Here is a 24,648-nt window from a genome sequence, read left to right as displayed (position 1 = left end):
CAATCTGGAATCCAATCTAGAGGGCATTTCTGATCGCTGCAAGCACCACACGTGATGCGCCGCACCATACCTGCCCTGGCGGCGCGAGCGCTTGCGCCTGCCGAAGAGTCGGCATAGCATCCTGAGTTACTGGAACTCAATTTCGTATTACGGAACTTATGGACCTCAGCCCGAGTCCTCGCGCCCAAGCCCTGCACCAGCGCCTGAAGGCGTTCCTGCAGCAGCACGTCTGGACCGAAGAGGCCGCCCACGCCGCCGAAGATGCCCGCGCGCGCGCCGCCGGCAGTCCCTGGCAGGCCAGCGCCGTGATCGAGCGGCTCAAGGGCGAGGCACGCGCGCAGGGCCTGTGGAACCTGTTCCTGCCCGACTGCCGGCACGCCCCGGAGGGCCTGTCCAACCTCGACTACGCCCCGCTCGCCGAACTGATGGGGCACGTGTACTGGTCGCCGGAGGTGTTCAACTGCAGCGCGCCGGACACCGGCAACATGGAAGTGCTGGCGCGCTACGGCAGCGACGCGCAGCAGGCGCAGTGGCTGCTGCCGCTGCTCGAAGGACGGATCCGTTCGGCGTTCCTGATGACCGAACCCGCGGTGGCCTCCTCCGACGCCACCAACCTGGAATGCACGATCCGCCGCGACGGCGACGATTACGTGATCGACGGCCGCAAGTGGTACGCCTCGGGCGCCGGCGATCCGCGCTGCGCGGTCCACATCGTCATGGGCATCTCCAACCCGGACGCGGACAGGCACCACCGCCACTCGATGATCCTGGTGCCGGCCGACGCCCCCGGGCTGACCGTCGAGCGCGCGATGGACCTGTACGGCTACGACGACGCGCCGCATGGCCACATGCAGATCGCGCTGGAGGGCGTGCGGGTGCCAGCGACCAACATGCTGCTGGGCGAGGGCCGCGGCTTCGAGATCGCGCAGGGCCGCCTCGGCCCCGGCCGCATCCACCACTGCATGCGCGCGATCGGCGCCGGCGAGCGCGCGCTCGCGCTGATGTGCCAGCGGCTGTCGCAGCGCCGGGCGTTCGGCCGCCAGGTGTCGGAACAGTCGATCTGGCGCGAGCGCATCGCCCAGTCGCGCTGCCTGCTCGACCAGGCGCGGCTGATGGTGATGCAGGCCGCGCGGATGATGGACACCGTGGGCAACAAGGCCGCGCGCGCCGAGATCGCGATGATCAAGGTGATCGCGCCGCAGGCCGCCGAACAGGTGATCGACTGGGCGGTGCAGGCGCACGGCGCGGCCGGGGTGAGCCAGGACACCTTCCTGGCCCGGGCCTGGGCGCACAACCGCTCGCTGCGCCTGGCCGACGGACCCGACGAGGTGCATCGCGAAACCATCGCCCGCATCGAGCTGAAGAAGCACGCGCGGCAGGAGGGAGAACGCTGATGGGCAATCCACGCCGCGACATCCAGAGCCTGTCCACCGATCCGGACGGCCGCAACCCGCAGCTGGTGAACTCGGTGGTCCGCGCGTTCTCGATCCTGCGCTGCTTCGAACGCAGCCGCGGCCATCCCGAGGAACGCTACCTCGGCAACCAGGACATCGCCCGCCGCACGCGCCTGCCCAAGGCCACGGTGTCGCGGCTGACCCAGACCCTGGCCACGCTCGGCTATCTCGAGTACGCGCCGGCGCGCGAGAAGTACGCGCTGGGTCCGGCCGTGCTCGGCCTCGGCCACGCCTACATGGCCGGGCACGACATCGTCGGCATCGCCCAGCCGCTGATGCAGGAGCTGGCCGAATACACCCGCGCCGCGGTGATGCTCGCGGTACCGGACGGGCTGCGCATGCTGCTGCTGGAAGTCTGCCAGGGCGACGAGACGTTCAACCTGCGGCTGGAGAAGGGTGCGCACGTGCCGCACGGCACCACCGCGCTGGGCCGCGCCGACCTGGCCGCGCGCCCGCGCGAACTGTTCGACCTGCGCATGCTGGATTTCGAACGCAGCACGCCGCCGGCGGATTGGCCCAGGATCCGTGCCGGCATCGAGCGCGCGCGCCAGGACTACGAGACCTACGGCTTCGTGTTCTCCATGGGCGACTGGCATCCGGACGTGTTCGCGGTGGGCGTGCCGATGGTCTCGGCCGACCGCACCCGCCACTTCGCCTTCAACATCAGCGGCCGCGTCTCGGTGATGACGCGCGAGAAGCTGGTGCAGGACTTCGGCCCGAAGCTCGTCGCGCTGCGCAACCGCGTCTACGAGGCCACCGAAGGCCGTTTCTGATCCCGCCATCCCGACGGAGGAATACCGCGTGAGAGCCGTGACCTGCGAAGCCTGGGGCAGCCCCGACACGCTGCGCGTCACCGACATGGCGCTGCCCGCGCCGGGACCCGGGCAGGTGCGCGTGCGCGTGCACGTGGCCTCGGTGAACTTTCCCGACGCGCTGATGGTGGCCGGCAAGTACCAGCTGCGGCCGGCGTTCCCGTTCTCTCCGGGTTCGGAGTTCGCCGGCACGGTCACCGCCACCGGCGAAGGCGTGACCGCGCCGCGCGTCGGCGACCGGGTGGCCGGCACCGCGGATTTCGGCGCCTACGCCGAGGAGGTACTGGCCGACGCGCGCCACCTGGTGGTGCTGCCGGCCGACACCGGCGACGAGGAACTGGAGCTGGCCGGCAGCTTCCTGCTCACCTATGGCACCTCCTGGCACGCGCTCAAGGACCGCGCGCAGGCGCAGCCCGGCGAGACCCTGCTGGTGCTCGGCGCCGGCGGCGGCGTCGGCGTGGCGGCGGTGGAACTGGGCAAGCGCATGGGCCTGCGCGTGATCGCCGCCGCCTCGAGCGAAGCCAAGCGCGAGGCGGCGCGTTCGCGCGGCGCCGACGAAGCGCTCGACTCCACCGACCCGGCCTTCCGCGAGCGGCTCAAGGCGCTCACCGGCGGACGCGGCGTCGACATCGTCTACGACCCGGTCGGCGGCGACATGACCGAGACCGCGCTGCGTGCGCTGGCCTGGCGCGGCCGCCATCTGGTCGTCGGCTTCGCCGCCGGCGACATCCCGAAGCTGCCGGCCAACCTGCTACTGCTCAAGGGCGCGTCCCTGGTCGGCGTGTTCTGGGGCGAGTTCGTGCGCCGCGAGCCCGAGGCCAGCGCCGCCAACACCCGCGAACTGCTGGCCTGGCTGCGCGAGGGCGCGCTGCGGCCGCTGGTCTCGCGCCGCTACCCGCTGTCGCAGGCGCCGGCCGCGCTCGAGGCGCTGCTGGCGCGCGAGGCGGTGGGCAAGCTGGTGGTGCTGCCGCAGCTGGCCGGCTGAGTTCCGCGCAACGACGACACAGGAGCCGATCCATGCCGCGTTCCCCGCACTGGCCACCCGGCCTGCCGCACCATCTCGAACTGCCCCGGACCTCGCTGTACGAGAACCTCGCGATCAGCGCGCGCCGCTATCCGCAGCGCCCGGCCACGCTCTACTACGGCGGCGCCCTCGACTACGCGCAGCTGGCCGCGCAGGTCGATGCGCTGGCCGGCTTCCTGCAGCAGCGCTGCGGCGTGGCCCGCGGCGACCGCGTGGCGCTGTTCATGCAGAACTGTCCCCAGTTCGTCGTCGCGGTCTACGCGATCCTGCGCGCCGACGCGGTGGTGGTGCCGGTCAACAGCATGAACCGGCTGGAAGAGGTACGACACATCGTGCGCGACAGCGGCGCGCGCACCGCGCTGGTCGCGCAGGAGCTGGCGCCGGAGCTGCTGCCGCTGCGCGGGGAGCTGCTCGACCACGTGGTCGTGGCCACGTACTCCGACTACATCGATGCCGGCACCGACCTGCCGCTGCCCGAGGTCGTGGCGCAGCCGCGCCAGGCGTTCGAGGGCGCGATCGGCTGGAACGCGGCGCTGGAGGCCGGGCTCGCTCCATCCGCGCACCTGGCTGGTCCCGACGACCTGGCGGTGATGCCCTACACCTCGGGCACCACCGGCGCGCCGCGCGGCTGCCTGCACACCCACCGCAGCGTGATGCATACCGCCGTCGCCGGACCCGAGTGGTGCTTCGTGCCCAAGGACACGGTGGTGCTGGCCAGCCTGCCGATGTTCCACGTCACCGGCCTGCAGAACGGGATCAACACACCGGTCTACCGCGGCAACACCATGGTGGTGATGACGCGCTGGGACCGGCGCTGCGCCGCGCTGCTGATCCAGCGCCACCGCGCCGGCGCGTGGACCGCGATCCCGACCATGCTGATGGACTTCCTCGCCCAGGACCTGTCGGCCTTCGACCTGTCCTCGATGCACGTCCTCACCGGCGGCGGCGCGGCCATGCCCAGGGCGGTCGCCGAACGCATCCGCCAGCTGTGGGGCATCGACTATGTCGAAGGCTACGGCCTGTCGGAAACCATGGCGCCGACCCACCTCAACCCGGTGCACCGGCCCAAGCCGCAGTGCCTGGGGCTGCCGATCCTGGACACCGATTCGCGCGTGGTCGATCCGCTGACCCTGGAGGAACTGCCGACCGGCGAGGTCGGCGAGATCGTCACCCACGGGCCGCAGGTGATGCTCGGCTACCACGGCCGCCCCGAGGATGATCCGGGCAGCTTCGCCGAGATCGACGGCAAGCGCTTCCTGCGCACCGGCGACCTGGCCTACGTCGACGACGAGGGCTACTTCTTCATGGTCGACCGGCTCAAGCGCATGATCAACGCCTCGGGCTTCAAGATCTGGCCGGCCGAGGTGGAGTCGCTGCTGTACGGCCATCCCGCGGTGCAGGAGGCCTGCGTGATCGGCATGCGCGACGCCCACCGCGGCGAGAGCGCCAAGGCGATCGTGGTGCTGCGCGAGGGCCACGACGCCGACGAGGCCGGCATCATCGAATGGGCGCGCGCACACATGGCCGCCTACAAGGTGCCGCACGCGATCGAGTTCCGCGACGCGCTGCCGCGCAGCGCCACCGGCAAGGTGCAGTGGCGGGCGCTGCAGGAAGCCGAAGACGGGAACGCGACGTGAGCGGCGCGACCGACCCGGCCGCGGTGCGCGAACGCAGCGGCTGGCGCTGGGGTCCGTTCACCTTCCGCCTGCCGTTCCTGCACACCCGCCCGCACTGGCCCGAACTGCTGCAGGGCACCCTGGTCGCGACCGCGACCGGACTGGCGCTGGTGCCGATCCTCACCGGCTACTTCGGCATGAGCTTCGAGGAAGGCATCGCCACCTCGCTGATGATCAGCACCTTCCTGGTGATCTCGCTGTGGGTGTTCGGCGATCCCTATGCGCCGGGCTGGACCACGCCGGCGCTGCCGCTGGTGCTGGCCTTCGTGCTGGCGCGCTACGACACGCCGGAGCTGCGCTTCCAGGCGATGACCGCGCTGTCGCTGGGCTATGCGCTGCTGGTGTTCGTGCTCGGCATCAGCCGCGCCGGCCCGCGGCTCATCGGCTGGCTGCCGCCGACGCTGCGCGCCACGATCCTGATCGGTTCGGCGCTGGCCGCCTTCCGCCAGGTGTTCGTGACCGACGCGCCGCGCTTCCTCGAGCAGCAACCGGTGTCGATCCTGCTGGCCTGCGCGATCTGCCTGGTGGTGGTGTTCTCCGCGCCGCTGCATCGCTGGCAGGCCCGCCATCGCTGGCTGCGCCACTTCACCGCGCTCGGCCTGCTGCCCGGATTCCTGGCGGCGGCCGTGGTCGGCCCGCTGGTGGGCGAGGTGAGCTACGACGTGCAGTGGGGCTGGCTCGCGCCGCCAGTGGCCGATGCGGTGGCGAAGATGTCGCCCTTCTCGATCGGCTGGCCGCCGCTGTCGATGTACCTGGACGTGCTGCCGCTGGTGCTGCTGACCTACGTGATCCAGTTCGGCGACTGGGTCACCGGCGATGCGGTGATCCGCGACGCGCAGGCCGCGCGTCCCGACGACCCGATCCGCATCGATCCCCGGCGCTCGCACCTGGTGCTGGCCATGCGCAATGCCGCAGCGGGGCTGGTGTCCCCGTTCTTCCCCACCCAGGGATCGCTGTGGGCGGGCGTGCATGTGGTGGTGGTGTCGCGCTGGCGCGAAGGCCCGCAGTCGATGCGCGACCTGCACAGCGGCCTGGTCTCGTACTACATGATGGGCTTGCCGGTGATCTACTTCCTGCTGCCGCTGCTGACCGGGCTGCAGCCGCTGCTGGGCGTGGCGCTGTCGATCACCCTGGTCACCACCGGTTTCGCCTGCGCCTACATCGGCCTGGCGATTCCGCGCAGCAACGCCGAGCGCGGCAGCGCGGTGCTCGGCGGCGTGGCGCTGTCGCTGTTCGATCCCTGGATCGCGCTCGCCGCGGCGGTGGCCTGCTGGTGGCTGCTGGTAGGCCGCGAACAGGACGCGCCCGCCGCGGTGCCGGCCACGGGCGGGGAGAATCCATGAGCGCGCGCGCGGACTATCGCCACTTCCTGTCCATCGCCACCCGCTGGAAGGACAACGACGTCTACGGCCACGTCAACAACGTCGAGTACTACAGCTACTTCGACACGGTGATCAACACATACCTGATCACCGAAGGCGGGCTCGACATCCACCGCGGCGGCGCGATCGGGCTGTGCGCCGAATCGCACTGCCGCTTCCTGCGCGAGATCGCCTTCCCCGGCAGCGTCGACGCCGGGCTGCGGGTGGAGAAGCTCGGCAACAGCAGCGTGCGCTACGGCATCGGCCTGTTCCGCGCTGGCGAGGAAGCGCCGGCGGCGGAAGGCTGGTTCGTGCATGTCTTCGTCGACCGCGACAGCCGGCGCAGCACGCCGATCCCCGAACGCATCCGCGCCGCGCTGCAGCCGCTGCTGGTGGAGCCCGCACCGTGACCGCGATGCGCGCGGCGGTACTGCGCGCGATGGGCGCACCGGCGCCGTACGCGCAGTCGCGGCCGCTGGCCATCGACAGCGTGCGCGTGCTGCCGCCCGGGCCCGGCGAGGTGCTGGTACGCGTGCGCGCGGCGGGCCTGTGCCACTCGGACCTGTCGGTGATCGACGGCTCGCGGCCGCGGCCGATGCCGATGCTGCTGGGCCACGAGGCCGCCGGCGAGGTGGTCGAACTGGGCGCCGGCGTCGCCACGCTGCGCGTGGGCGACCGCGTGGTGTGTTCGTTCGTGCCGATGTGCGGCCACTGCGGACCCTGCGCGCGCGGCCGCCCGGTGCTGTGCGAACCGGGCGCGGCGGCCAACGCCCGCGGCAGCCTGCTGGGCGGGGCGATGCGCTTGCGCGACGGCGACGACGCGCCCCTGCACCACCACCTGGGCATCTCCGGCTTCGCCGAGTACGCGGTGCTCTCGGAGCACTCCGCGGTGCGCGTGGATCCGGCGCCGCCGCCGCACATCGCGGCGCTGTTCGGCTGTGCGGTGATGACCGGCGTGGGCGCGGTGGTGAACACCGCCGGGGTGCGCCCGGGCGAATCGGTGGCGGTGTTCGGACTCGGCGGCGTCGGCCTCTCGGCGCTGCTGGGCGCGGCCGCGTGCTCGGCGTGGCCGCTGGTCGCGGTGGACGTGGTGCCGGAGAAGCTGGCGCTGGCGCGCGAACTGGGCGCCAGCCACTGCATCGACGCGCGCACGGGCGACGTCGCGGCGCAGGTGCGCGAGGCCACCGCCGGTGGCGCCGACCATGCCATCGAGACCGCAGGCAACGCGCAGGTGCTGGCCACCGCCTATGCCGCAACCGCGCGCGGCGGCACCACCGTCACCGTCGGCCTGCCCGCGCCCGATCGCGCCTTCAGCGTGCCGGCGGTGAGCCTGGTGGCCGAGGAGCGGACGGTGAAAGGCTCGTACATGGGCTCGGCGGTGCCGCAACGCGACATCCCCCGCTACATCGCCCTGCATCGCGCCGGACGCCTGCCGGTGGACCGGCTGCTCACGCATACGCTGTCGCTGGACGACGTCAACGCCGGCTTCGACCGCCTCGCCCGCGGCGAGGCGATCCGCCAGGTGGTGCTGTTCGACTAGCGCGACGCGCGCGGCTCGCGCGCGTGCAGGAAGGCGCCAACGCACGCGCGAGCCGCCGCGCACGGCGCCGCGATCCCGTCCCCGCAGCGCTCCGGGATGCGCCGGCCATCCTGCCGCTACACTTTCGGCCGTGGACGCCCCCTCCCCGACCGCCCGCCTGCTCGACGATCGCGCCACGCGGCTGTTCATCGCCCTGGCCGCCTTCTTCTGCGTCAACGCAGTGCTGGCCGAGTTCATCGGGGTCAAGATCTTCGCGCTCGAGGACACGCTCGGCATCGCGCCGCTGGCCTGGAACCTGTTCGGCCAGAACGGCTCGCTGAGCTTCACCGCCGGCACCCTGCTGTGGCCGGTGGTGTTCGTCTTCACCGACGTGGTGAACGAATACTTCGGCCGGCGCGGGGTGAAGATGATCTCGTGGATCGCGGTGGCGCTGATCGTCTATGGCTTCGTGTTCGCCTTCGTGGCGATCGCGCTCGCACCGGCCGACTGGTGGGTCGACGCGGCGCAGGCGCAGGGCGTGCCCGACTACCAGGCCGCGTTCGCGGCCGTGTTCGGCCAGGGGTTGTGGACGATCGCCGGCTCGGTGGTCGCGTTCCTGGTCGGGCAGCTGATCGACGTGCAGGTGTTCCACCGCATCCGCCGCGCCACCGGCGAGCGCATGGTGTGGCTGCGCGCCACCGGCTCGACCGCGGTCTCGCAGCTGGTCGACAGCTTCGTGGTGATCTGGATCGCCTTCGTGCTCGGCCCGCAGCAGTGGCCGACCTCGCTGTTCCTGGCGGTGAGCAGCGTCAACTACGCCTGGAAGATGCTGGCGGCGATCGCGCTGATCCCGCTGCTGTACCTGATGCGGCGCGCGATCGCGGCCTACCTGGGCCCGGCGCGCGCCCGCGCCCTGCGCGAGCAGGCAGCCAGCGGCTGATCGCCCCGGACGGAGGCCACGGACGCGCCGGCCCAGGCTGCGCGCCTGGCGCCTTCCGCTCCACCACAGCCGGTCGCGCCTTCCACGCCGGACAGGTGCCCGGCCCGCCGGCGGCCCACAAGGTGCAACGAAAAACGGCCGACCCCGCGAGGGGCCGGCCGTGCCGTTCAAACCGGTCTGCGCGCGCCGGTCAGGCGCGCGAGTCGAGGCGCTGGGCGCTACGCGCCGGACGCCCGCCGGGCTTGCCGGTGTGCGCATGCGCGTGCGCGCCGCGGTCGGCCGGCTTGCCGTGGCCGCGGGCACCGGCCTTGCGCGGGGCGCGCTGGCCGCCGGGCTTCTGCTCGCCCGGGCGCTGGGCCGGACGTCCGCCCATCGGCTGCCTGCGCTGCTGGCCGCCCCCGTTCTTCGGGATCGGCGCATCGAGGCGGATCGGACGGCTCGGCTCGAAGCCGTCCACCGTCTGCATCACGATGTCGGCCTTGAGCATGCGCTGGATCTGGCGCAGCAGGCCGCCCTCCTCCGGTGCCACCAGCGACAGCGCCTCGCCCGACGCGCCGTTGCGACCGGTACGGCCGATACGGTGCACGTAGTCCTCGGCGACCATCGGCAGGTCGTGGTTGATCACCAGCGGCAGGTTCGGGATGTCGAGGCCGCGGGCGGCCACGTCGGTCGCCACCAGGATGCGCGCCTTGCCCGACTTGAACTGGTCCAGCGCCTTCTGCCGCTGCGCCTGGCTCTTGTTGCCGTGGATCGCGACCGACTTCAGGCCGGCGGTTTCCAGCTGTTCGGCCAGGCGATTGCAGCCGTGCTTGGTCTTGCCGAAGATCAGCACCTGGTCGGTGTGGCGCCTGGACAGGATCTCGACCAGCAGGTCGCGCTTGCGCGGCCCGTCGACCGGATGCACGCGGTGGGTGATGGTTTCGGCGATCGTGTTCTGCGCGGCGACCTGCACTTCGGTCGGCTTGTTCAGCAGTTCCATCGCCAGTGCACGGATGCGCGGCTCGAACGTCGCCGAGAACAGCATCTTCTGGCGCTGCTGCGGCACGCGCGAGAGCACGCGCTTGATCGACGGCAGGAAGCCCATGTCGAGCATGCGGTCGGCCTCGTCGAGCACCAGCAGCTCGACCGCGTCGAGCTTGACGTGGCCCGAGTCGAGGTGGTCGATCAGCCGGCCCGGGCAGGCGACCAGGATGTCGACGCCGCGGCGCAGGTTCTCGATCTGCGGCTGCATGCCGACGCCACCGAAGATCATGGTGACGTTGAGGCGCAGGTGGCGGCCGTAGGTCTTGAGGCTGTCGGCCACCTGCACCGCCAGCTCGCGCGTGGGCACCAGCACCAGGGCGCGCGGCTTGCGCGGGCCCTTGACCGGGGTCATCTTCGCCATCTTCTGCAGCAGCGGCAGGCCGAACGCGGCGGTCTTGCCGGTACCGGTCTGCGCGGCGCCGAGGATGTCCTCGCCGTTGAGCGCCGGCGGGATGGCCTGGGCCTGGATCGGGGTGGGCGTGGTGTAGCCGGTTTCGGACAGCGCGCGCAGCAGCGCGGGCGAAAGCCCGAGGTCTTCGAACAACATGTGGGATTCACTCCGTGTCAGCCGCGGCCACGCACCCGCCCACCAGGGGTGGACACGGGTCGAAATGCCTTCGACTGGCTTGCCCGGAACCATCCAGTTCCGCGTTGCGGGCAATGTTTTGACGGTGACCGGAGGTTTCCGGGCCGTGTCTGCGCGACGAAAGACGTGCGGAATAGGACGCCACGGGACGGAGCCCGGGCCGGCCTGCCAGGATCGTGGCTGCTCTGGGAGCAGCGGGGCAGCCGTTTTGCAAACGCCGCCATTGTACGGGGACGCGGCCGGCGGCGCCAGCCGGGCACGATGCCCGGTCATCCGGCGGTGCGCCTGCACGCGTCGTCGCACGGTGGCCGCGCCGGGATCGCGACGCCACGAACGTCGCGTGGCGAGGACTGGAACCCGCGCGGCCGCCTGTGACACCCTTTGCGGGTTCCCGCCACGCGAAGCGCCGCATGTCCTTCCGCACCTCGCAATCGAGTCCCGGAGTCAGCCTGGCCCGCCTGCTGCTGGCCAGCGCGCTCATCGTCACCGGCGGCTGGCGCCTGTGGGGCGCCTACCAGGGCGCGCCTGCCAGCGGGGCCACCCTGAGCTTCAGCGTCGCGGCGCTGGTCCTGGGCGTGCTGGTCGCCGCCGCCTGGCGCCTGCGCGCCACCGCGATGCTGGCCGCCGCGCTGGTGGTGGCGGAAGCGGCGATGTCGCATCCGTTCTGGGCCATGGGCGGCGGCGTGCGCGGCACCCATCTGCTGCAGTTCATGAAGGACGCCGGCCTGGCGGGCGGTTTCCTGCTGCTGGCGCTCACCAGCACCGCCGCGCGCAGGCGCTGAGGCGATGGCCGCCGGGGCCGGCGCGGACGCCCTGCTCGGGGCCGTGGCCCTGCTCGGCGCGGCGGTGGTCGCGGTGCCGCTGTTCCGCAGGCTGGGGCTGGGTTCGGTCCTGGGCTATCTGGCCGCGGGACTGGCGATCGGACCGTTCGGGTTCGGCTGGTTCGCCCATCCGCAGGCGATCCTGCATTTCGCCGAACTGGGCGTGGTCATGTTCCTGTTCGTGGTCGGGCTGGAGATGCGCCCGTCGCACCTGTGGAGCCTGCGCCACCAGATCTTCGGCCTGGGCGCTCTGCAGATCCTCACCGCGACCGCGGCCCTGACGGGGGTCTGCCTGATGTTCGGGCTGCCGCCGCAGGCCGCCTTCATCGGCGGTGCGGGATTCGTGCTGACCTCGACCGCGATCGTGATGCAGTTGCTCGGCGAGCGCGGCGACATCGCCCTGCCGCGCGGGCAGCGCATGGTCTCGATCCTGCTGTTCGAGGACCTGTTGATCGTGCCGCTGCTGGCGCTGGTGGCGCTGATGTCGCACGCGCCCGCCGACCCGCAGGCACCTTCCGGCCTGGCCGCGCTCGCGATCGGCGCCGCCGCGCTCGCCGGCCTGGTGCTGGCCGGCCGCTACCTGCTCAACCCGCTGTTCCGGGTCCTGGCCGCCGCCCGCGCCCGCGAGGTGATGACCGCGGCCGCGCTGCTGGTGGTGCTCGGCGCGGCGATGCTGATGGAGATGGGCGGACTGTCGATGGCGATGGGCGCTTTCCTCGCCGGCGTGCTGCTGTCGGAGTCGACGTTCCGCCACCAGATCGAGGCCGACATCGAGCCGTTCCGCGGCATCCTGCTCGGCCTGTTCTTCCTCGCCGTGGGCATGTCGCTCGACCTCGCGGTGGTGCGCGGGAACTGGCAGCTGATCGTGCTCGCGGTGCCGGCGATGATGCTGGCCAAGGGCGTGTGCATCTACCTCGTCGCGCGGCTGCTGCGCAGCAGCCACGGCGACGCATTGGACCGCGCCACGCTGATGGCGCAGGGCGGCGAGTTCGCATTCGTGCTGTATTCGGCCGCCGAAGCCGCCGGCGTCATCGGCGGCGAGACCAACGACAGTTTCACCGCGATCGTGGTGCTGTCGATGGTGCTCACGCCGCTGGTGGTGCTGGCCACGCGCCGGCTGGTGCCCAGGCACCGGCCCTCGCTGGACGGGGTGGAGGCGGTCTCGGGCCAGACGGGCAGCGTGCTGATCATCGGGTTCGGGCGCTTCGGCCAGGTGATGAGCCAGTCGCTGCTGGCGCGCGACGTGGACGTGACCATCATCGACACCGACATCGAGATGATCACCAGCGCGGCGGAGTTCGGGTTCAAGGTCTACTACGGCGACGGCCGCCGGCTGGACGTGCTGCACGCTGCCGGCGCCGACGCCGCGCGCGCGATCGCGGTGTGCATCGACGACCGCGCCGCGGCCGACCTGATCGTGGAACTGGCGCGGCACCAGTTCCCGCAGGCGAAGCTGCTCGTGCGTTCGTTCGACCGCGAGCATTCGCTGAAACTGGTCAATGCCGGGGTCGACTTCCAGATCCGCGAGACTTTCGAATCGGCGGTGGCGTTCGGCGAGGCCGCGCTGCGCGCGGTCGGCATCGACGCCGACGAAGCGGCGCGCATCGCCGAGCAGGTCCGGCGGCTGGATGCGGAACGCTTCGAACTGGAAACCGCCAGCAACGACGTCCGCGCGGGCATTCCCATGCTGCTCAGCAACACCGGCAACGCGCCGAAGCCGACGCCGTTCACCCCGCCGCGTCGGGAGGGGCAGCGGCTGGACGGAGAAGCGGACGTGCCCGTCCAGCCGTCGTCCGCGGCCTGAACTGCGGCGCGCGCGCGCATGTGCCTGCCCGCTACATCGCGATGCGTTTGCGGTTGTCGTCCGCCACCCGGTCGATCAGCTTGTTGTACGGGTCGAACCCGGCCTCGAACGGCGCCTCGTCGACGGTCACGGTGACCACCGGATCCTCCGTGGTCACGTGGTGCCGCACCAGGTAGAGCACCTTCTCGTCGCGCTCCTTGCCCGATGGTCCGCGCGCGAACACGCCGACCTCGATCCAGTCGTCCAGCTCAGCCGGGGTTTCCGTGCCCTTGCCGTCGGCCTCGCGCTTGGCCGCGTGCAGCCGCAGGGTCACGTCGTACTTTCCGTCCGCACGCTGTTTCGAGGACGCCTCGACCACGCGGTTGTCGTAGAACACGATCTTCTCGAACAGGTCGGTGATCAGCGCCTGCTGTGCCGGCCCGGCCTCCTCGCGGAAGTAGGCCACCAGCTCGCGCGAAGTGGCGAACGGCGCCCGCTGGTAGCCCTTGTCCTGGAGGAATCGCCGCAGCGCGCGGTTCACCGCTTCCTCCCCCAGCTCCTCGCGCAGCCGGTACATCGCCAGCGCACCCTTCTGGTAATGGATGTACTGCTGGTTCTCGTTGCGGTACAGCGGTAATTCCTCGAGGCGCTCGCCGCCGCGCCCGCCGAGGTAGCGATCCAGTTCGTAGCGCAGGAACTGGCGCATGTGCGCGCGGCCGTACTCCTGCTCCATCACCATCAGCGCCGAGTACTGCGCCAGCGTCTCCGACAGCATTGTCGCGCCCTGAACGTTGGCGCCGATCACCTGGTGCGCCCACCACTGGTGCGCGGCTTCGTGCGCGGTGACGTAGAAGACGTAGTCGATGTTGTCCGGATCGCGCAGGTCGGTGATGAAGCCGATCGATTCCGAGTACGGGATCGTGTTCGCGAACGCCTGGGCGAAGCTGGCGTAGCCGGGGAACTCGATGATCCGGAACTGGCGATGCTGGTACGGGGTGAAGTGATCCTCAAAATACGCCAGCGACTTCTGCGTCGCCTCGATCATGCGCTCGACGTTGAACGGGTGCCTGGCGTCGTGGTACACCTCGATCGGGACATCCTTGTAGGCGCCCTTCTTCACCTGCCAGCGCGCCGACAGGAAGGCGTAGAAGTCCAGCATCGGCTGGTCCATGGCGTAGCTGAAGCAGCGGCGTCCATCGCGCATGAACTCGCGTTCGAGGTAGCCCGGCGCCAGCGCCACCTGGTCGGGCGCGGTGCAGACCGTGGTCGAGAAGTCGATCCAGTCGCCGTCGTCGCCGAGGTAGGTGTTGGTGCGCGCGGCCTCGTCCTCGAGCTTCGGCATCCGCCGTGGCTCGCCGAGGTCGCGCTTGCGACGGTCGTTGCGATCCTCGATCTCGGCGCGCGGGTTGTAGCCGAACGACGGGAACAGCCGGCTGTTGAAGAAGCTGCCGTTGTCGACGAACCGGGTCTGCGCCTGGGAGTTGGTGATGCCCCTGGGAGCGAACTCCATGCGGAACCGGAACTCGCGCCGCTCGTCCGGCTGCAGCGGGCGCGACAGGCGGTAGATCCGGTAGCCGAGCGGGGCGTCGTGCGCGGCGAGGGTCTGCCCGCCGCCCAGGTCGACCGACGTGAGCGTGTCGTCGTCATCGACCTGCAGATGGACGTCGGCGATCGGCTCCGGGTGGGGGTTGTGGACGGTGTAGGTCAGGTCCGCCGTCATCGACTGCGTTTCGGGCCGCAGGTCGACCAGCGGCCGGCTGGCGACGATCTTCGGCTGCTGCAGGTGCTCGTACTGCTTGTATTCCTTTTCGTAGCGCGCCTGCAGATCGAGCTGCGCCTCCGGCGAGATGTAGTCGTTGCGCACGTTGGTGTTCCAGAACAGCCAGGCGCCGATGCCGGCAAACGTCGCCAGTGCCGCGACGAAGGCGACACCCAGGCCGCCGCGCATGCGTGTACGCAGTTGCGCCCAGCGCTGGCGCCGGCCCTGGTCGACGCCGCGCACCCACAGCCCGGCGCTCAGCAACAACAGCGCCAGCAACAGCACGCCCCAGTAGCCCTGGAACCAGAGCTGTCCCTGCAGGAAGTGGCCGTAGCCGTTCATGTCCGAGTACGGCGCGTTCGGCCAGCTTCCGAACGTGTACAGGTTGTGGGTGAAGTCGAGCACGTCGAGCACGATCTGCGACAGCGCCACCAGCACCAGCAGGCCGTAGCCGATGAACTTGTTGTTCGCCAGCACCTGCAGCACCAGCGCCATGCCACCCATCAGCACGAACGGCACCGAATCGAGCAGCAGGGCCTTGCCGTACAGCGCCGGTTCGATCGCGGTGTAGCCCTTGGCCAGCTGGATCGCGATGGAGGCGGACATCCCGATCGCGTGGAACAGCAGCACCACCGCCACGATCGTGCAGAACTTCGCCGCCAGCGGCACCCAGCCGGGGAACGGCGCGGCGTCGGTGACCTCGTGGATCTTCGCCGCGCGCTCCTTCCACACCAGCTCGCCGGCGTAGAACATCACGATGATCACCAGCAGGAAACTGAAGCTGCCGCGCAGCGCATCGAGCATGCGCGAGGTCACCGGGTACACGTCGGTACCGTACATGGACTGGATCGACAGCGCCGTGGGAATGAAGTTGGCCAGGCCGAAGGCCAGCATCACCAGGAACGGCACGCTGCGCAGCACGCCCGCGGTATCGAAGCGCACCTGGTGCAGGAACTGGCGCAGCGCGGTGCCGCGGCCGAAGTCCGGCGCGACCCGCGGCACCGACGGCACTGGCGTCGGCTGCACCGGGACGTCGTCGAGCTTCACCACGCGCGTCTTCCGGCGCAGCAGGCTGCGCCCGGTGCCGGTGCGCTGCGTGCGGAACAGGGCAAAGGTGGCGGCGAACAGCGCCAGCCCCAGCGCGATCCACAGCGCACGGTTGGCCAGCAGGTAACCGGCCAGGGCCGGCAGCCCCGTGTTGCGCTCCTCGGCCGACCAGTAGCGGATCGTGCGTGCGAAGGCACGGATGCCGAGCGGCTCGAGCAGGGTCGCCAGCCAGACGTTGTCGAGGTCGCGCATAAGTGCCGCACTGACGCCGTACAGCACGAAGAAGCCGATCACGCCGAGGTAGACCCAGAGGATCGAGCGGGTCACGGCCGCCAGCAGCGCCAGCAGGCCTCCGGTGAACACCAGGTTCGGCAGCACCATCACCGCGAACGCCCAGAGGTAGGGTCGCAGCGACACCGGTCCCAGCCGCGCCTCGTCGATCCAGGGCATGAACTGGGCGATGAAGATGCCCAGCGCGATCACCAGGTACACCACCAGGCTGGCCAGCATCGCCGCCGCCAGCCGCCCCAGCAGGTAGTCGCGGCGGCGGATCGGGCTGGCGAAGAACAGCTCGGCGGTGCCCTGCTCGAAGTCGCGCAGCAGCGCCGCGCTGACGAAGATCGGCACGATCAGCATGCCCAGCAGGGTGAACGCCGTCAGCCACTGCGCGACCACGATCGGCGCGTTGCGGTACACGTTGCCGATGCCGCCGCCGAGCTGCACGGCGTCGCTCGCCGCGGCGCCGAAGCCCAGCAGCGCGAACAGCACCGCCAGGAACCACAGCAGCGGCGAGCGCAGCTGCTCGCGCAGCTCGAAACGGAAGAATTCGAGGATCATGCGCGGCGCCTCAGGCAGCCTGGCGCTGCAGGCGCAACTGGCGGAAGTACACGTCCTCCAGGTCCGGATCGATGCGCTCGAAGCCGTCCTCCGGGCACTGCGCACTGAACACGTGGATCACCGGCTGCCCGCCGACCAGGCGTGTCGAGAGCACGGTGTGGTTTGCCTCGTAGTCCGGCAGCGCGTCCTTGCCCACCTGCTTGCGCCAGACCTGCTCGCGCAGTTCCGCGATGGCGTCGGCCGGACGTCCGGTCAACAGCACCCGGCCCTTGTTCATGATCGCCATCGTCGGGCACAGGTCGGTCACGTCCTCGACGATGTGCGTGGACAGGATCACCGCCACCTGCTCGCCGATGTCGGCCAGCAGGTTGAGGAAGCGGTTGCGTTCCTCCGGGTCGAGTCCTGCGGTCGGTTCGTCTACGATCACCAGCCGCGGATTGCCGAGCAGGGCCTGGGCGATCCCGAAGCGCTGGCGCATGCCGCCCGAGAACCCGCCGAGCTTGCGCTTGCGTGCATCCCACAGGTTCACCTGCTTGAGCAGGCCGTCGACGACCTCCCGCCTCTGCCCGCGGACGGTGAGCCCCTTGAGCACCGCGAAGTGCTCCAGCAGGTCCTCGGCGCTGACCTTCGGATACACGCCGAAATCCTGCGGCAGGTAGCCGAGCTGGCGTCGCACCGAATTCTTGTCGCGCAGCACGTCGATCGGCGTGCCGTCGGCGCCTTCGAGCGTGGCGCTGCCGCTGTCGGCCTCCTGCAGCGTCGCCAGCGTGCGCATCAGGGAGGACTTGCCCGCGCCATTGGGCCCGAGCAGGCCGAACATCCCGCGCGGGATGTCCAGGCTCACGTGGTCGAGCGCATGCACGCCGTTGGCGTAGGTCTTGCACAGGTCGCGGATCGCGAGCATCGAACGTCCCCTCGGGCTTCATGCCCGGCTGCCTGGATGGTAACGGGGACGACGCGGCGCCCGCACATGTGACTGGTCAGGGTGCCGGAGGTCACACAGGGCGATGCATCAGACCTCCACCACCATCCCCGGTCTTGCGAGCCGCACGTCGATGCCGTGGCGCTCGCCCAGTTCGCCGGCGAGCGCTTCGCGCGCCCTGTCCTCGCCGTGCACCAGCACCAGCGGCGGGCGTCCCTCGAAACCCTCGTACCAGTCGATGAGTCCGCGCTGGTCGGTATGCGCCGACAGGCCGCCGATGGTGTGGATCCGCGCGTTGACGCGATGGTCGTGGCCATGGATGCGCACCCACTTGGCACCGTCGACCAGGCGCCGGCCGAGCGTGCCCTCGGCCTGGTAGCCGACGAACACCACGTGGGTGTCGCGACGGTCGATGCCGTGGCGGAAGTGGTGCAGGATGCGGCCGCCGTTGGCCATGCCGCTGCCGGCGATGACGATCGCGCCGTTCTCGATGCGGTTGATCGCCATCGACTCGGCGGTGGATCCGGTGATGTGCAGGTTCGGCAGCCGGAACGGACTGGGGTGGCCCTTCCACACGCCGCGCGCGTCGGCGTCGAACAGCGCCTGGTGGCGGTCGTAGATCGCCACCACCTTGGCCGCCATCGGACTGTCGAGGAAGATCCGCCAGCGCGCCAGCTGCCATTCGTCCCAGTGCCGGGCGAACCAGTACAGCAGTTCCTGCGAACGGCCCACCGCGAATGCGGGGATCAGCACCTTGCCGCGCCCGTTCCAGGCCTGTTCCAGTAGTTCGCCGAATTCGTGGATGGTATCGAGCCGGTCGCGATGGTTGCGGTCGCCGTAGGTGGCTTCCATGACCACCAGGTCGGCATCGCGCACCTGCTCGGGATCGCGCAGGATCGGCGTGCCGTGCGGCCCGAGATCGCCGGAGTAGACGAGCTTGCGCGCGTCCGCCCAGACCTCGACGATCGACGAGCCGAGGATATGGCCCGCATCGCGGAACGCGATCTCCACGCCCGGCAGGATCTGCCTGCGCTCGCCGTAAGGCAGCGGCCGCACCTGCTCCAGCACCTGCTGCACGTCCTCGCGGGTGAACAGCGGCATGGCCTCGGGTTCGCCGGGACGGCGCCTGCGGTTCTCCCGCTCGGCATCGTTCTCGGCCAGCGACGCGGCATCGAGCAGCATCACCGGCAGCAGTTCGGCGCCGGCGTGCTGGATGTAGACCGGGCCGCGGAAGCCCTGCCAGACCAGGCGCGGGATGCGGCCGATGTGGTCGATGTGCGCATGGCTCACCACCAGCGCGTCGATCGAGGCCGGATCGAACGGGAACGCATCGAAATTCCGCGCCTCGGCCGCGCGGCCGCCCTGGATCATGCCGCAGTCGAGCAGGATGCGCTGGCCCGCCGCCTCGACCAGGTGCATCGAACCGGTGACCTCGCCCGCAGCGCCATGGAAATGCACCCGCATGCCCGCTCTCCCCCGTTTCCGACTGGACCTCGATTCTGCACGCAACGGCCGCGATGCGCGCGGAGCAGGCCGCGGCGCGCATGACCTCCGACACCCTCGGCGCTGCGGGCAGCGGCGTACAGTGGCGCAAAAGCCGGCGCCGGCGGCATCGTCGTCGCCGTTCCATCGACCCGGAGATTCCCGTGAGCGCCACTGCACCTCGCCTGCTGCTTCTGTCCCTTGCCGTCACCGTGGCCCTGTCCGCATGCGGCAAGGGCGACACCCCGGCCACCGCCGCCGCCCCGGCCGCGACCCCGCCGGCCTTCAGCCTCGACGAGGCCAAGCTGCCGGCCGTCAACCGCTTCCAGCTGGCCGACCTGGACGACACCCGCAACGCCTGCACCGACTTCGCCGGCTACGCCAATGCCAAGTTCCTGGCCGCGCACCCGGTGCCCGGCGACCGCACCAGCTGGGGCGCATTCGAGATGCTCGACGAGCGTTCCACCGCGATCCAGCAGCAGCTGGCCGAGCATGCGGCCGGGCTCGAGAACGCCACGGGCGTCGAGAAGCTGGTCGGCGACTTCTGGGCCACCGGCATGGACGAGGCGAAGATCAATGCCCAGGGCATCGAGCCGCTGAAGGACGAACTGGCCGCGATCGACGCACTGGCCGACAGCGCCGGCATCGTGACCTGGCTGCAGCAGACCGCCGCCAGGGGCCAGGGCTTCCTGATCGGCGTCGGCGCGATGCCCGACTTCCAGGATTCCTCGATCAACATCGCCGCCACCGGCCAGGGTGGCCTGGGCCTGCCCGACACGACCTACTACAGCGACGACAAGCACGCCCAGATCCGCGAGGCCTACGTGGCGCACATCGCTAAGGTGCTGGAACTGTCCGGCGTGCCGGCGGCCGAGGCGCAGCAGCAGGCCAAGGACGTGATGGCGTTCGAGACGCGCCTGGCGAAGGTGTCGAAGTCGCGCGCGGAGTTCTCGCGCGATGTCTCGCTGTACTACAACCCGATGCAGGTCGCCGACGCCGACAAGCTGACCCCGAACTTCTCCTGGACGAAGTTCTTCGAGGCGCAGGGCATCGCCCAGCCGAAGCTGTTCTCGGTGTCGGTGCCCGACTACTTCAAGGAAGTCGACGCGATGCTGGCCGACGTGCCGGTGGACCAGTGGAAGAGCTACCTGCGCTTCCACGTCGTCGATGGCGCCTCGCCCTACCTGTCGGACGCGTTCGTGCAGCAGCACTACGAGTTCCACAACAAGACCCTCAGCGGCCAGAAGGAAATGAAGCCGCGCTGGAAGCGCGTCCTCGACACCATCAACGGCCAGGTCGACGAGGCCATGGGCCAGATGTACGTGGACGTGGCCTTCCCGGCCGAGTCCAAGGCCAAGATGGAGGCGCTGGTCGCGAACCTGGGCGAGGCGCTCAAGGCGCGCATCCAGAACCTGGAATGGATGAGCGACGAGACCAAGGCCAAGGCGCTGGAGAAGCAGGCCGCGTTCACCACCAAGATCGGCTACACCGACAAGTGGCGCGAGTGGAGCGGGCTGGAGACCAGCCGCGACAGCTACCTGGACAACGTGCTCGCCGCGCAGGAATTCAACTACAAGTGGCAGATCGGCAAGATCGGCGAGCCGGTCGACAAGACCGAGTGGGCGATGCCGCCGCAGATGGTGAACGCCTACTACAACCCGCTGCAGAACGAGATCGTGTTCCCGGCCGCGATCCTGCAGCCGCCGTTCTTCGACCCAGAGGCCACCGACGAGATCAACTACGGCGGCATCGGCGCGGTGATCGGCCACGAGATGAGCCACGGCTACGACGACCAGGGCAGCCGCTTCGGCGCCACCGGCAAGTTCGAGAACTGGTGGACCGAGGCCGATGCGGCCGCGTTCAAGGAGCGCACCGGCAAGCTGGTCGCCCAGTTCGACGGCTACAAGCTGGCCGACGGCCGCGCGCTCAACGGCACGCATACGCTGGGCGAGAACATCGGCGACCTCGGCGGCCTGGCCATGGCCTACGACGCGATGAAGAAGGCCACCGAAGGCACCCCGGACCCGATGACCGACGGCCTGACCCGCGACCAGCGCTTCTTCCTCAACTGGGCCACGGTGTGGCGCCGCAACTTCACCCCCGAGGAGATCAGCAAGCGCCTGGTGACCGACGAGCACGCGCTGGCCGAGTTCCGCGCGATCGGCGCGCCGTCGAACCTGCCGGCCTTCGCCGCGGCCTTCGACTGCAAGCCCGGCGACCCGATGGTGCGGGGCGACGACGACCGGGTCGTGATCTGGTAAGCGCCACCTGCCTGTGTGGAGAAAAGCCCGGCAATGCCGGGCTTTTCTTTGCGCCGGGGCCGGTACCGCAAACCGGCCCGCCGGGTGAAGGCGCGCGTGCGGCTCTTGCTAGAATCCCGGCCTTCCCCCTGATCCCCGGACCTGCTCGATGCCGATCCAGAAGCCGCTCGTCGCCGCCTTTGCCGCCAGCCTGGTGCTGATGCTGGCCGCCACCGACGCCGACGCCCAGCGCAAGCGCCGCGCCAAACAGCCGGCGACGCCCGCGATCACCGCCTGCAGCGACTTCTATACCTTCGTCAACAAGGACTGGCTGGCGGCCAACACCGTCGTCGCCGGCACCGGCCGGGTGTCCGCGCTCGGCACCCTGCGCCAGCGCGCGCTGCTGCAGCAGCGTGCCCTGCTCGACGAGGCGGTGCTGACCCCGCAGAACGACGTGCAGAAGCTGCTCGGCGACTTCTGGGCCAGCGGCATCGACGAGGCGGCGGTCGAACGCGACGGCGCGCAGCCGATCGCCTCGCTGGTCGCGCGCATCAACGCCATCAAGCGCAGCCGCGACGTCGCCCCGTCGATCGCCGCGCTGCATCAGGTGGGCATCCCGGTGGCGTTCAATTTCACCGCCGACGTCGACATGGGCGATTTCGACCGCCACATCGGCTATTTCTCGCAGGGCGGGCTGGCCCTGCCCGATCCGGCCTTCTACACGCGCGAGGACGCCGACACCCGCGCCCTGCTCGGCCGCTACACCGAGTACGTCGAGAAGATCCTCGCCCTGACCGGCACGCCGGCCGCGCAGCTCAAGGACGAGATGGCGCAGGTGCTGGACCTGGAAACCCGCATCGCGCGCATCTCCAGGCCGATCACCTCGCTGCGCGACCCGCGCGAGAACTACGCGCTGGTGCCGACCGAAGGCTTCGGCAAGCAGTTCCGCAACCTGCAGCTGGCCGATTTCCTGGAAGCGCAGGGCGTGAGCGCCGAGACCGTCTCGATGGCGCACCAGGACTACTTCACCCAGCTCGACGCGCTGGTGCGCACGCTCAAGCCGGCGCAGTGGAAGGTCTACCTGCGCTACCAGATCGGCAACGCGATGGCGCCCTACCTGTCGAAGGACTTCCGCGAGGCGGACTTCTCCTTCAACGGACGCGTGCTGCGCGGGCTGAGCGCGCCGCCGGTGCGCGACGTGCAGGTGCTGGACGCGATCAACCGCGCCGCCGGGCCGATGATGGCGCGCGAGTACGTGGCGCGCTACCTGCCCGACACCACCCGCTCGCGCGCCGAGGGCATCGCCGGCGAAGTGCGCGACGCCCTGCTGCGCGCGGTGGAACGCAACACCTGGATGTCCGATGCCGCGCGCAGCGAGGCCAAGGCCAAGCTGCAGGCGCTGGCGATCGAGATCGGCGCGCCGCGCGACGACATCGACTACACCGTGCAGCCGATGGGGCGCACCAGCTTCGGCAGCAACATGCTGATCGCCTCCACCTGGCACCACCGCGAGGAGATGCGCCGCATCGGCCGCGCCGACGCGCAGCGCCGCTGGGACGTGCTGCCGCAGCAGCCGGCGGTGGCCTACGACCTGGCCCACAACCGCCTGGTCGTCTCGGCCGCGGCGCTGCAGGCGCCGGTGCTGGACATGGAGCAGGACACCGCCGCCCAGTACGGCAGCTTCGGCGCGCTGGTGGGGCACGAACTCAGCCGCGCGGTCGACCTCAAGGGCCAGCTGGTCGACGCTTCGGGCAACGTGCGCAGCTGGTGGACGCCGCAGGACGAATCGGCCTTCTCCGCCCGCGCCAACCAGCTCGCCACGCAGTACGCGTCCTATGCGTATCCGGCCACTAGCGGCCTGCGGGTGGACGCCGCCCTGACCCGCGAACAGAACGTCGCCGACCTGGCCGCGGTGGAGCTGGCCTTCGACGCCCTCGCCGCCACGCAGCCGGCGCCGGACAAGGCCGCGCACGAATCGTTCTTCCGCGCCTGGGCCGGGCTGTGGCGCGAGCAGCTGGCGCCGGAAACGGCCACCCAGGACGCCTCGACCCTGCCCCACGCGCCGGGCCAGTGGCGCGCCAACGGGCCGCTGGTCAACCATCCGGCGTTCGTCGAGACCTTCCAGTGCAAGGCCGGCAATGCGATGACGCGCAAGGCCGAGGAGCAGGTCTCGATCTGGCGTTGAGCCTGCGGCCGCCGCGACTGCCGCGGTCCGCTGGATCCGGCCACCGGCACGGCGCCGGTGGCCGCGGCTAGACCACGCGGCGGATGCGGCGGCCGCCGAACGGCGGCTGCCCGCGCCAGTGCCGGATCAGCAGCCAGCCGAACAGCATGCCGCCCAAGTGCGCGAAGTGGGCCACCCCCGAACGCGTGCCGGTGACGCCGAGCACCAGCTCAATCAGGCCGTAGACGATCACCAGGGTGCGCGCCTTCATCGGCACCGGCGGGATCAGCAGCATCACCCGCTGGTTCGGGAACATCATGCCGTAGGCCAGCAGCAGGCCGAACACGCCGCCCGACGCACCCACCGTCGGGAACGGGAGGCCGCCATTGCGAACGCCCCAGGACACCACCAGCAGCTGGCACAGGCCGGCGCCGACCACGCACACCAGGAAATAGGTCAGGAACCGCCGCTGGCCCCAGGCGTATTCGAGCTGCGCGCCGAACATCAGCAGCGCCAGCATGTTGAACAGCAGGTGCGCGATGTTGCTGGGGCTGTGCATGAAGCCGTGCGTGAGCAGCTGCCAGGGCATGAAGCCGTGCGGCGCATACGGCGCGAGATCGGACGGCAGCCACGGCCACAGCATCAGCGGATCCAGCGCCGGCCCGAGCATCAGCTGCAGCGCGAACACCGCGCAGTTGGCGATCAGCAAGGCCTTGGTGACGGGGGGAAGGTTGGTGAACATCGGCGCTCCTGCACTGGCGCCCATGATAACGGTGGAAGCCGTGGACGCCGGTCGAAGGCGGCGGGATGGTCTTTCCCGCCGGCACGTCCGCAACCGGTCCTAACCGCCGCCGGGACCCCACAGCGCGGCATCGAGATCGTCCGTCTCTCCGCGCGGCATGCGCACGCGCCCGTTGCGGACGTCCACGCCTTCGGCGCGCAGCCGCCGCACCTGTTCGCGGAAACCGGCCGAACCGGGCGGCAGGGCGATCGTGCCGTCGCTGCGCAGGATGCGGTGCCAGGGCAGCGCGGGATCGTCGTTGGCCGACAGCAGCCGCGCCACCATGCGCGCGCGCCCGGGCAGGCCGGCCCGGCGCGCGATCTGCCCGTAGCCGGCGACCGCGCCGCGCGGCACGTCACGGATCGCGGCCAGGATGCGCGCGGCGGCGGGCGGATCGGCAGACACGGCGTCCATCGG

The 24,648-nt window shown here is 70.5% G+C and carries 18 protein-coding genes; 12 read left to right on the top strand and 6 right to left on the bottom strand.

Going from position 1 to position 24,648, the window contains the following annotated elements; genetic code table 11:
• The first annotated feature begins 158 nt into the window (after positions 1 to 158).
• The 8 genes from Q0863_RS00705 (at position 159) to Q0863_RS00670 (ending at position 8,786) form a co-directional block, all read left to right on the top strand.
• A complete protein-coding gene (locus tag Q0863_RS00705; protein WP_298573639.1) occupies positions 159 to 1,394 on the top strand; it encodes an acyl-CoA dehydrogenase family protein in 1,236 nt (411 codons plus the stop codon).
• The gene (locus Q0863_RS00700; RefSeq protein ID WP_298573638.1) at positions 1,394 to 2,227 is read left to right on the top strand and encodes an IclR family transcriptional regulator; all 834 of its coding nucleotides are present in this window, start codon (positions 1,394 to 1,396) and stop codon (positions 2,225 to 2,227) included. The genes Q0863_RS00705 and Q0863_RS00700 overlap by 1 nt, the downstream gene beginning before the upstream one ends.
• A 28-nt stretch (positions 2,228 to 2,255) precedes the next feature.
• Positions 2,256 to 3,251 (top strand): NADPH:quinone oxidoreductase family protein, encoded by a 996-nt coding sequence (locus Q0863_RS00695; protein WP_298573637.1) that lies wholly within the window; start codon positions 2,256 to 2,258, stop codon positions 3,249 to 3,251.
• 32 nt (positions 3,252 to 3,283) lie between these two features.
• On the top strand, positions 3,284 to 4,927 hold the full coding sequence (locus tag Q0863_RS00690; protein ID WP_298573636.1) for a long-chain-fatty-acid--CoA ligase: 1,644 nt from the start codon (positions 3,284 to 3,286) through the stop codon (positions 4,925 to 4,927).
• The gene (locus Q0863_RS00685) at positions 4,924 to 6,309 is read left to right on the top strand and encodes a hypothetical protein (RefSeq protein WP_298573635.1); all 1,386 of its coding nucleotides are present in this window, start codon (positions 4,924 to 4,926) and stop codon (positions 6,307 to 6,309) included. The genes Q0863_RS00690 and Q0863_RS00685 overlap by 4 nt, the downstream gene beginning before the upstream one ends.
• On the top strand, positions 6,306 to 6,737 hold the full coding sequence (locus Q0863_RS00680) for a thioesterase family protein (RefSeq protein ID WP_298573634.1): 432 nt from the start codon (positions 6,306 to 6,308) through the stop codon (positions 6,735 to 6,737). The genes Q0863_RS00685 and Q0863_RS00680 overlap by 4 nt, the downstream gene beginning before the upstream one ends.
• A 5-nt stretch (positions 6,738 to 6,742) precedes the next feature.
• Complete coding sequence (locus Q0863_RS00675; protein WP_298575805.1) at positions 6,743 to 7,867, top strand: zinc-dependent alcohol dehydrogenase family protein; 1,125 nt, start codon at positions 6,743 to 6,745, stop codon at positions 7,865 to 7,867.
• A 130-nt stretch (positions 7,868 to 7,997) separates the two neighbouring features.
• Entirely contained in the window at positions 7,998 to 8,786 is a 789-nt protein-coding gene (locus tag Q0863_RS00670) for a queuosine precursor transporter (RefSeq protein WP_298573633.1), read from the top strand.
• Between the two features lie 190 nt (positions 8,787 to 8,976).
• Here the strand turns inward: Q0863_RS00670 and Q0863_RS00665 are convergent, their stop codons facing one another.
• On the bottom strand, positions 8,977 to 10,356 hold the full coding sequence (locus tag Q0863_RS00665) for a DEAD/DEAH box helicase (RefSeq protein WP_298573632.1): 1,380 nt from the start codon (positions 10,354 to 10,356) through the stop codon (positions 8,977 to 8,979).
• Positions 10,357 to 10,805: 449 nt separating this feature from the next.
• Here Q0863_RS00665 and Q0863_RS00660 point away from each other — a divergent pair, with 449 nt between their 5' ends.
• A complete protein-coding gene (locus Q0863_RS00660) occupies positions 10,806 to 11,177 on the top strand; it encodes a hypothetical protein (protein WP_298573631.1) in 372 nt (123 codons plus the stop codon).
• Between the two features lie 4 nt (positions 11,178 to 11,181).
• Entirely contained in the window at positions 11,182 to 13,020 is a 1,839-nt protein-coding gene (locus Q0863_RS00655) for a monovalent cation:proton antiporter-2 (CPA2) family protein (protein ID WP_298573630.1), read from the top strand.
• A gap of 31 nt (positions 13,021 to 13,051) precedes the next feature.
• Here Q0863_RS00655 and Q0863_RS00650 read toward each other — a convergent pair whose 3' ends face one another.
• The 3 genes from Q0863_RS00650 to Q0863_RS00640 all read right to left on the bottom strand — a co-directional run bounded on the left by Q0863_RS00650 (position 13,052) and on the right by Q0863_RS00640 (position 19,028).
• The gene (locus Q0863_RS00650) at positions 13,052 to 16,642 is read right to left on the bottom strand and encodes a M1 family aminopeptidase (RefSeq protein ID WP_298573629.1); all 3,591 of its coding nucleotides are present in this window, start codon (positions 16,640 to 16,642) and stop codon (positions 13,052 to 13,054) included.
• Positions 16,643 to 16,652: 10 nt separating this feature from the next.
• Positions 16,653 to 17,546, bottom strand: coding sequence for an ABC transporter ATP-binding protein (locus Q0863_RS00645; RefSeq protein ID WP_298573628.1), 894 nt, complete (start codon positions 17,544 to 17,546; stop codon positions 16,653 to 16,655).
• Between the two features lie 108 nt (positions 17,547 to 17,654).
• Positions 17,655 to 19,028, bottom strand: a complete 1,374-nt coding sequence (locus tag Q0863_RS00640) for an MBL fold metallo-hydrolase (protein ID WP_298573627.1) — start codon at positions 19,026 to 19,028, stop codon at positions 17,655 to 17,657.
• A gap of 206 nt (positions 19,029 to 19,234) precedes the next feature.
• Here Q0863_RS00640 and Q0863_RS00635 point away from each other — a divergent pair, with 206 nt between their 5' ends.
• Together Q0863_RS00635 and Q0863_RS00630 are read left to right on the top strand one after the other, a co-directional pair.
• Complete coding sequence (locus Q0863_RS00635) at positions 19,235 to 21,307, top strand: M13-type metalloendopeptidase (RefSeq protein WP_298575803.1); 2,073 nt, start codon at positions 19,235 to 19,237, stop codon at positions 21,305 to 21,307.
• Between the two features lie 148 nt (positions 21,308 to 21,455).
• Positions 21,456 to 23,471, top strand: coding sequence for a M13 family metallopeptidase (locus Q0863_RS00630; protein WP_298573626.1), 2,016 nt, complete (start codon positions 21,456 to 21,458; stop codon positions 23,469 to 23,471).
• Positions 23,472 to 23,538: 67 nt separating this feature from the next.
• Here the strand turns inward: Q0863_RS00630 and Q0863_RS00625 are convergent, their stop codons facing one another.
• Together Q0863_RS00625 and Q0863_RS00620 are read right to left on the bottom strand one after the other, a co-directional pair.
• A complete protein-coding gene (locus tag Q0863_RS00625; RefSeq protein ID WP_298573625.1) occupies positions 23,539 to 24,192 on the bottom strand; it encodes a rhomboid family intramembrane serine protease in 654 nt (217 codons plus the stop codon).
• Positions 24,193 to 24,291: 99 nt separating this feature from the next.
• Positions 24,292 to 24,645, bottom strand: coding sequence for an MGMT family protein (locus tag Q0863_RS00620; RefSeq protein ID WP_298573624.1), 354 nt, complete (start codon positions 24,643 to 24,645; stop codon positions 24,292 to 24,294).
• Positions 24,646 to 24,648: the final 3 nt, after the last annotated feature.

The sequence above is a fragment of the uncultured Luteimonas sp. genome, assembly GCF_947492465.1.
GTDB lineage: Bacteria > Pseudomonadota > Gammaproteobacteria > Xanthomonadales > Xanthomonadaceae > Luteimonas.
The sequence above is the reverse complement of the archived record's forward strand: the minus strand, read 5'-3'. Positions and strand labels throughout refer to the sequence as shown.

Excerpts from the sequence above, each read along its gene's own strand:
- Q0863_RS00705 (WP_298573639.1), top strand. The coding sequence starts at position 159 with ATGGACCTCAGCCCGAGTCCTCGCGCCCAAGCCCTGCACCAGCGCCTG.
- Q0863_RS00700 (WP_298573638.1), top strand. The coding sequence starts at position 1,394 with ATGGGCAATCCACGCCGCGACATCCAGAGCCTGTCCACCGATCCGGAC.
- Q0863_RS00690 (WP_298573636.1), top strand. The coding sequence starts at position 3,284 with ATGCCGCGTTCCCCGCACTGGCCACCCGGCCTGCCGCACCATCTCGAA.
- Q0863_RS00680 (WP_298573634.1), top strand. The coding sequence starts at position 6,306 with ATGAGCGCGCGCGCGGACTATCGCCACTTCCTGTCCATCGCCACCCGC.
- Q0863_RS00675 (WP_298575805.1), top strand. The coding sequence starts at position 6,743 with ATGCGCGCGGCGGTACTGCGCGCGATGGGCGCACCGGCGCCGTACGCG.
- Q0863_RS00665 (WP_298573632.1), bottom strand. The coding sequence starts at position 10,356 with ATGTTGTTCGAAGACCTCGGGCTTTCGCCCGCGCTGCTGCGCGCGCTG.
- Q0863_RS00660 (WP_298573631.1), top strand. The coding sequence starts at position 10,806 with ATGTCCTTCCGCACCTCGCAATCGAGTCCCGGAGTCAGCCTGGCCCGC.
- Q0863_RS00655 (WP_298573630.1), top strand. The coding sequence starts at position 11,182 with ATGGCCGCCGGGGCCGGCGCGGACGCCCTGCTCGGGGCCGTGGCCCTG.
- Q0863_RS00650 (WP_298573629.1), bottom strand. The coding sequence starts at position 16,642 with ATGATCCTCGAATTCTTCCGTTTCGAGCTGCGCGAGCAGCTGCGCTCG.
- Q0863_RS00645 (WP_298573628.1), bottom strand. The coding sequence starts at position 17,546 with ATGCTCGCGATCCGCGACCTGTGCAAGACCTACGCCAACGGCGTGCAT.
- Q0863_RS00640 (WP_298573627.1), bottom strand. The coding sequence starts at position 19,028 with ATGCGGGTGCATTTCCATGGCGCTGCGGGCGAGGTCACCGGTTCGATG.
- Q0863_RS00630 (WP_298573626.1), top strand. The coding sequence starts at position 21,456 with ATGCCGATCCAGAAGCCGCTCGTCGCCGCCTTTGCCGCCAGCCTGGTG.
- Q0863_RS00625 (WP_298573625.1), bottom strand. The coding sequence starts at position 24,192 with ATGTTCACCAACCTTCCCCCCGTCACCAAGGCCTTGCTGATCGCCAAC.
- Q0863_RS00620 (WP_298573624.1), bottom strand. The coding sequence starts at position 24,645 with ATGGACGCCGTGTCTGCCGATCCGCCCGCCGCCGCGCGCATCCTGGCC.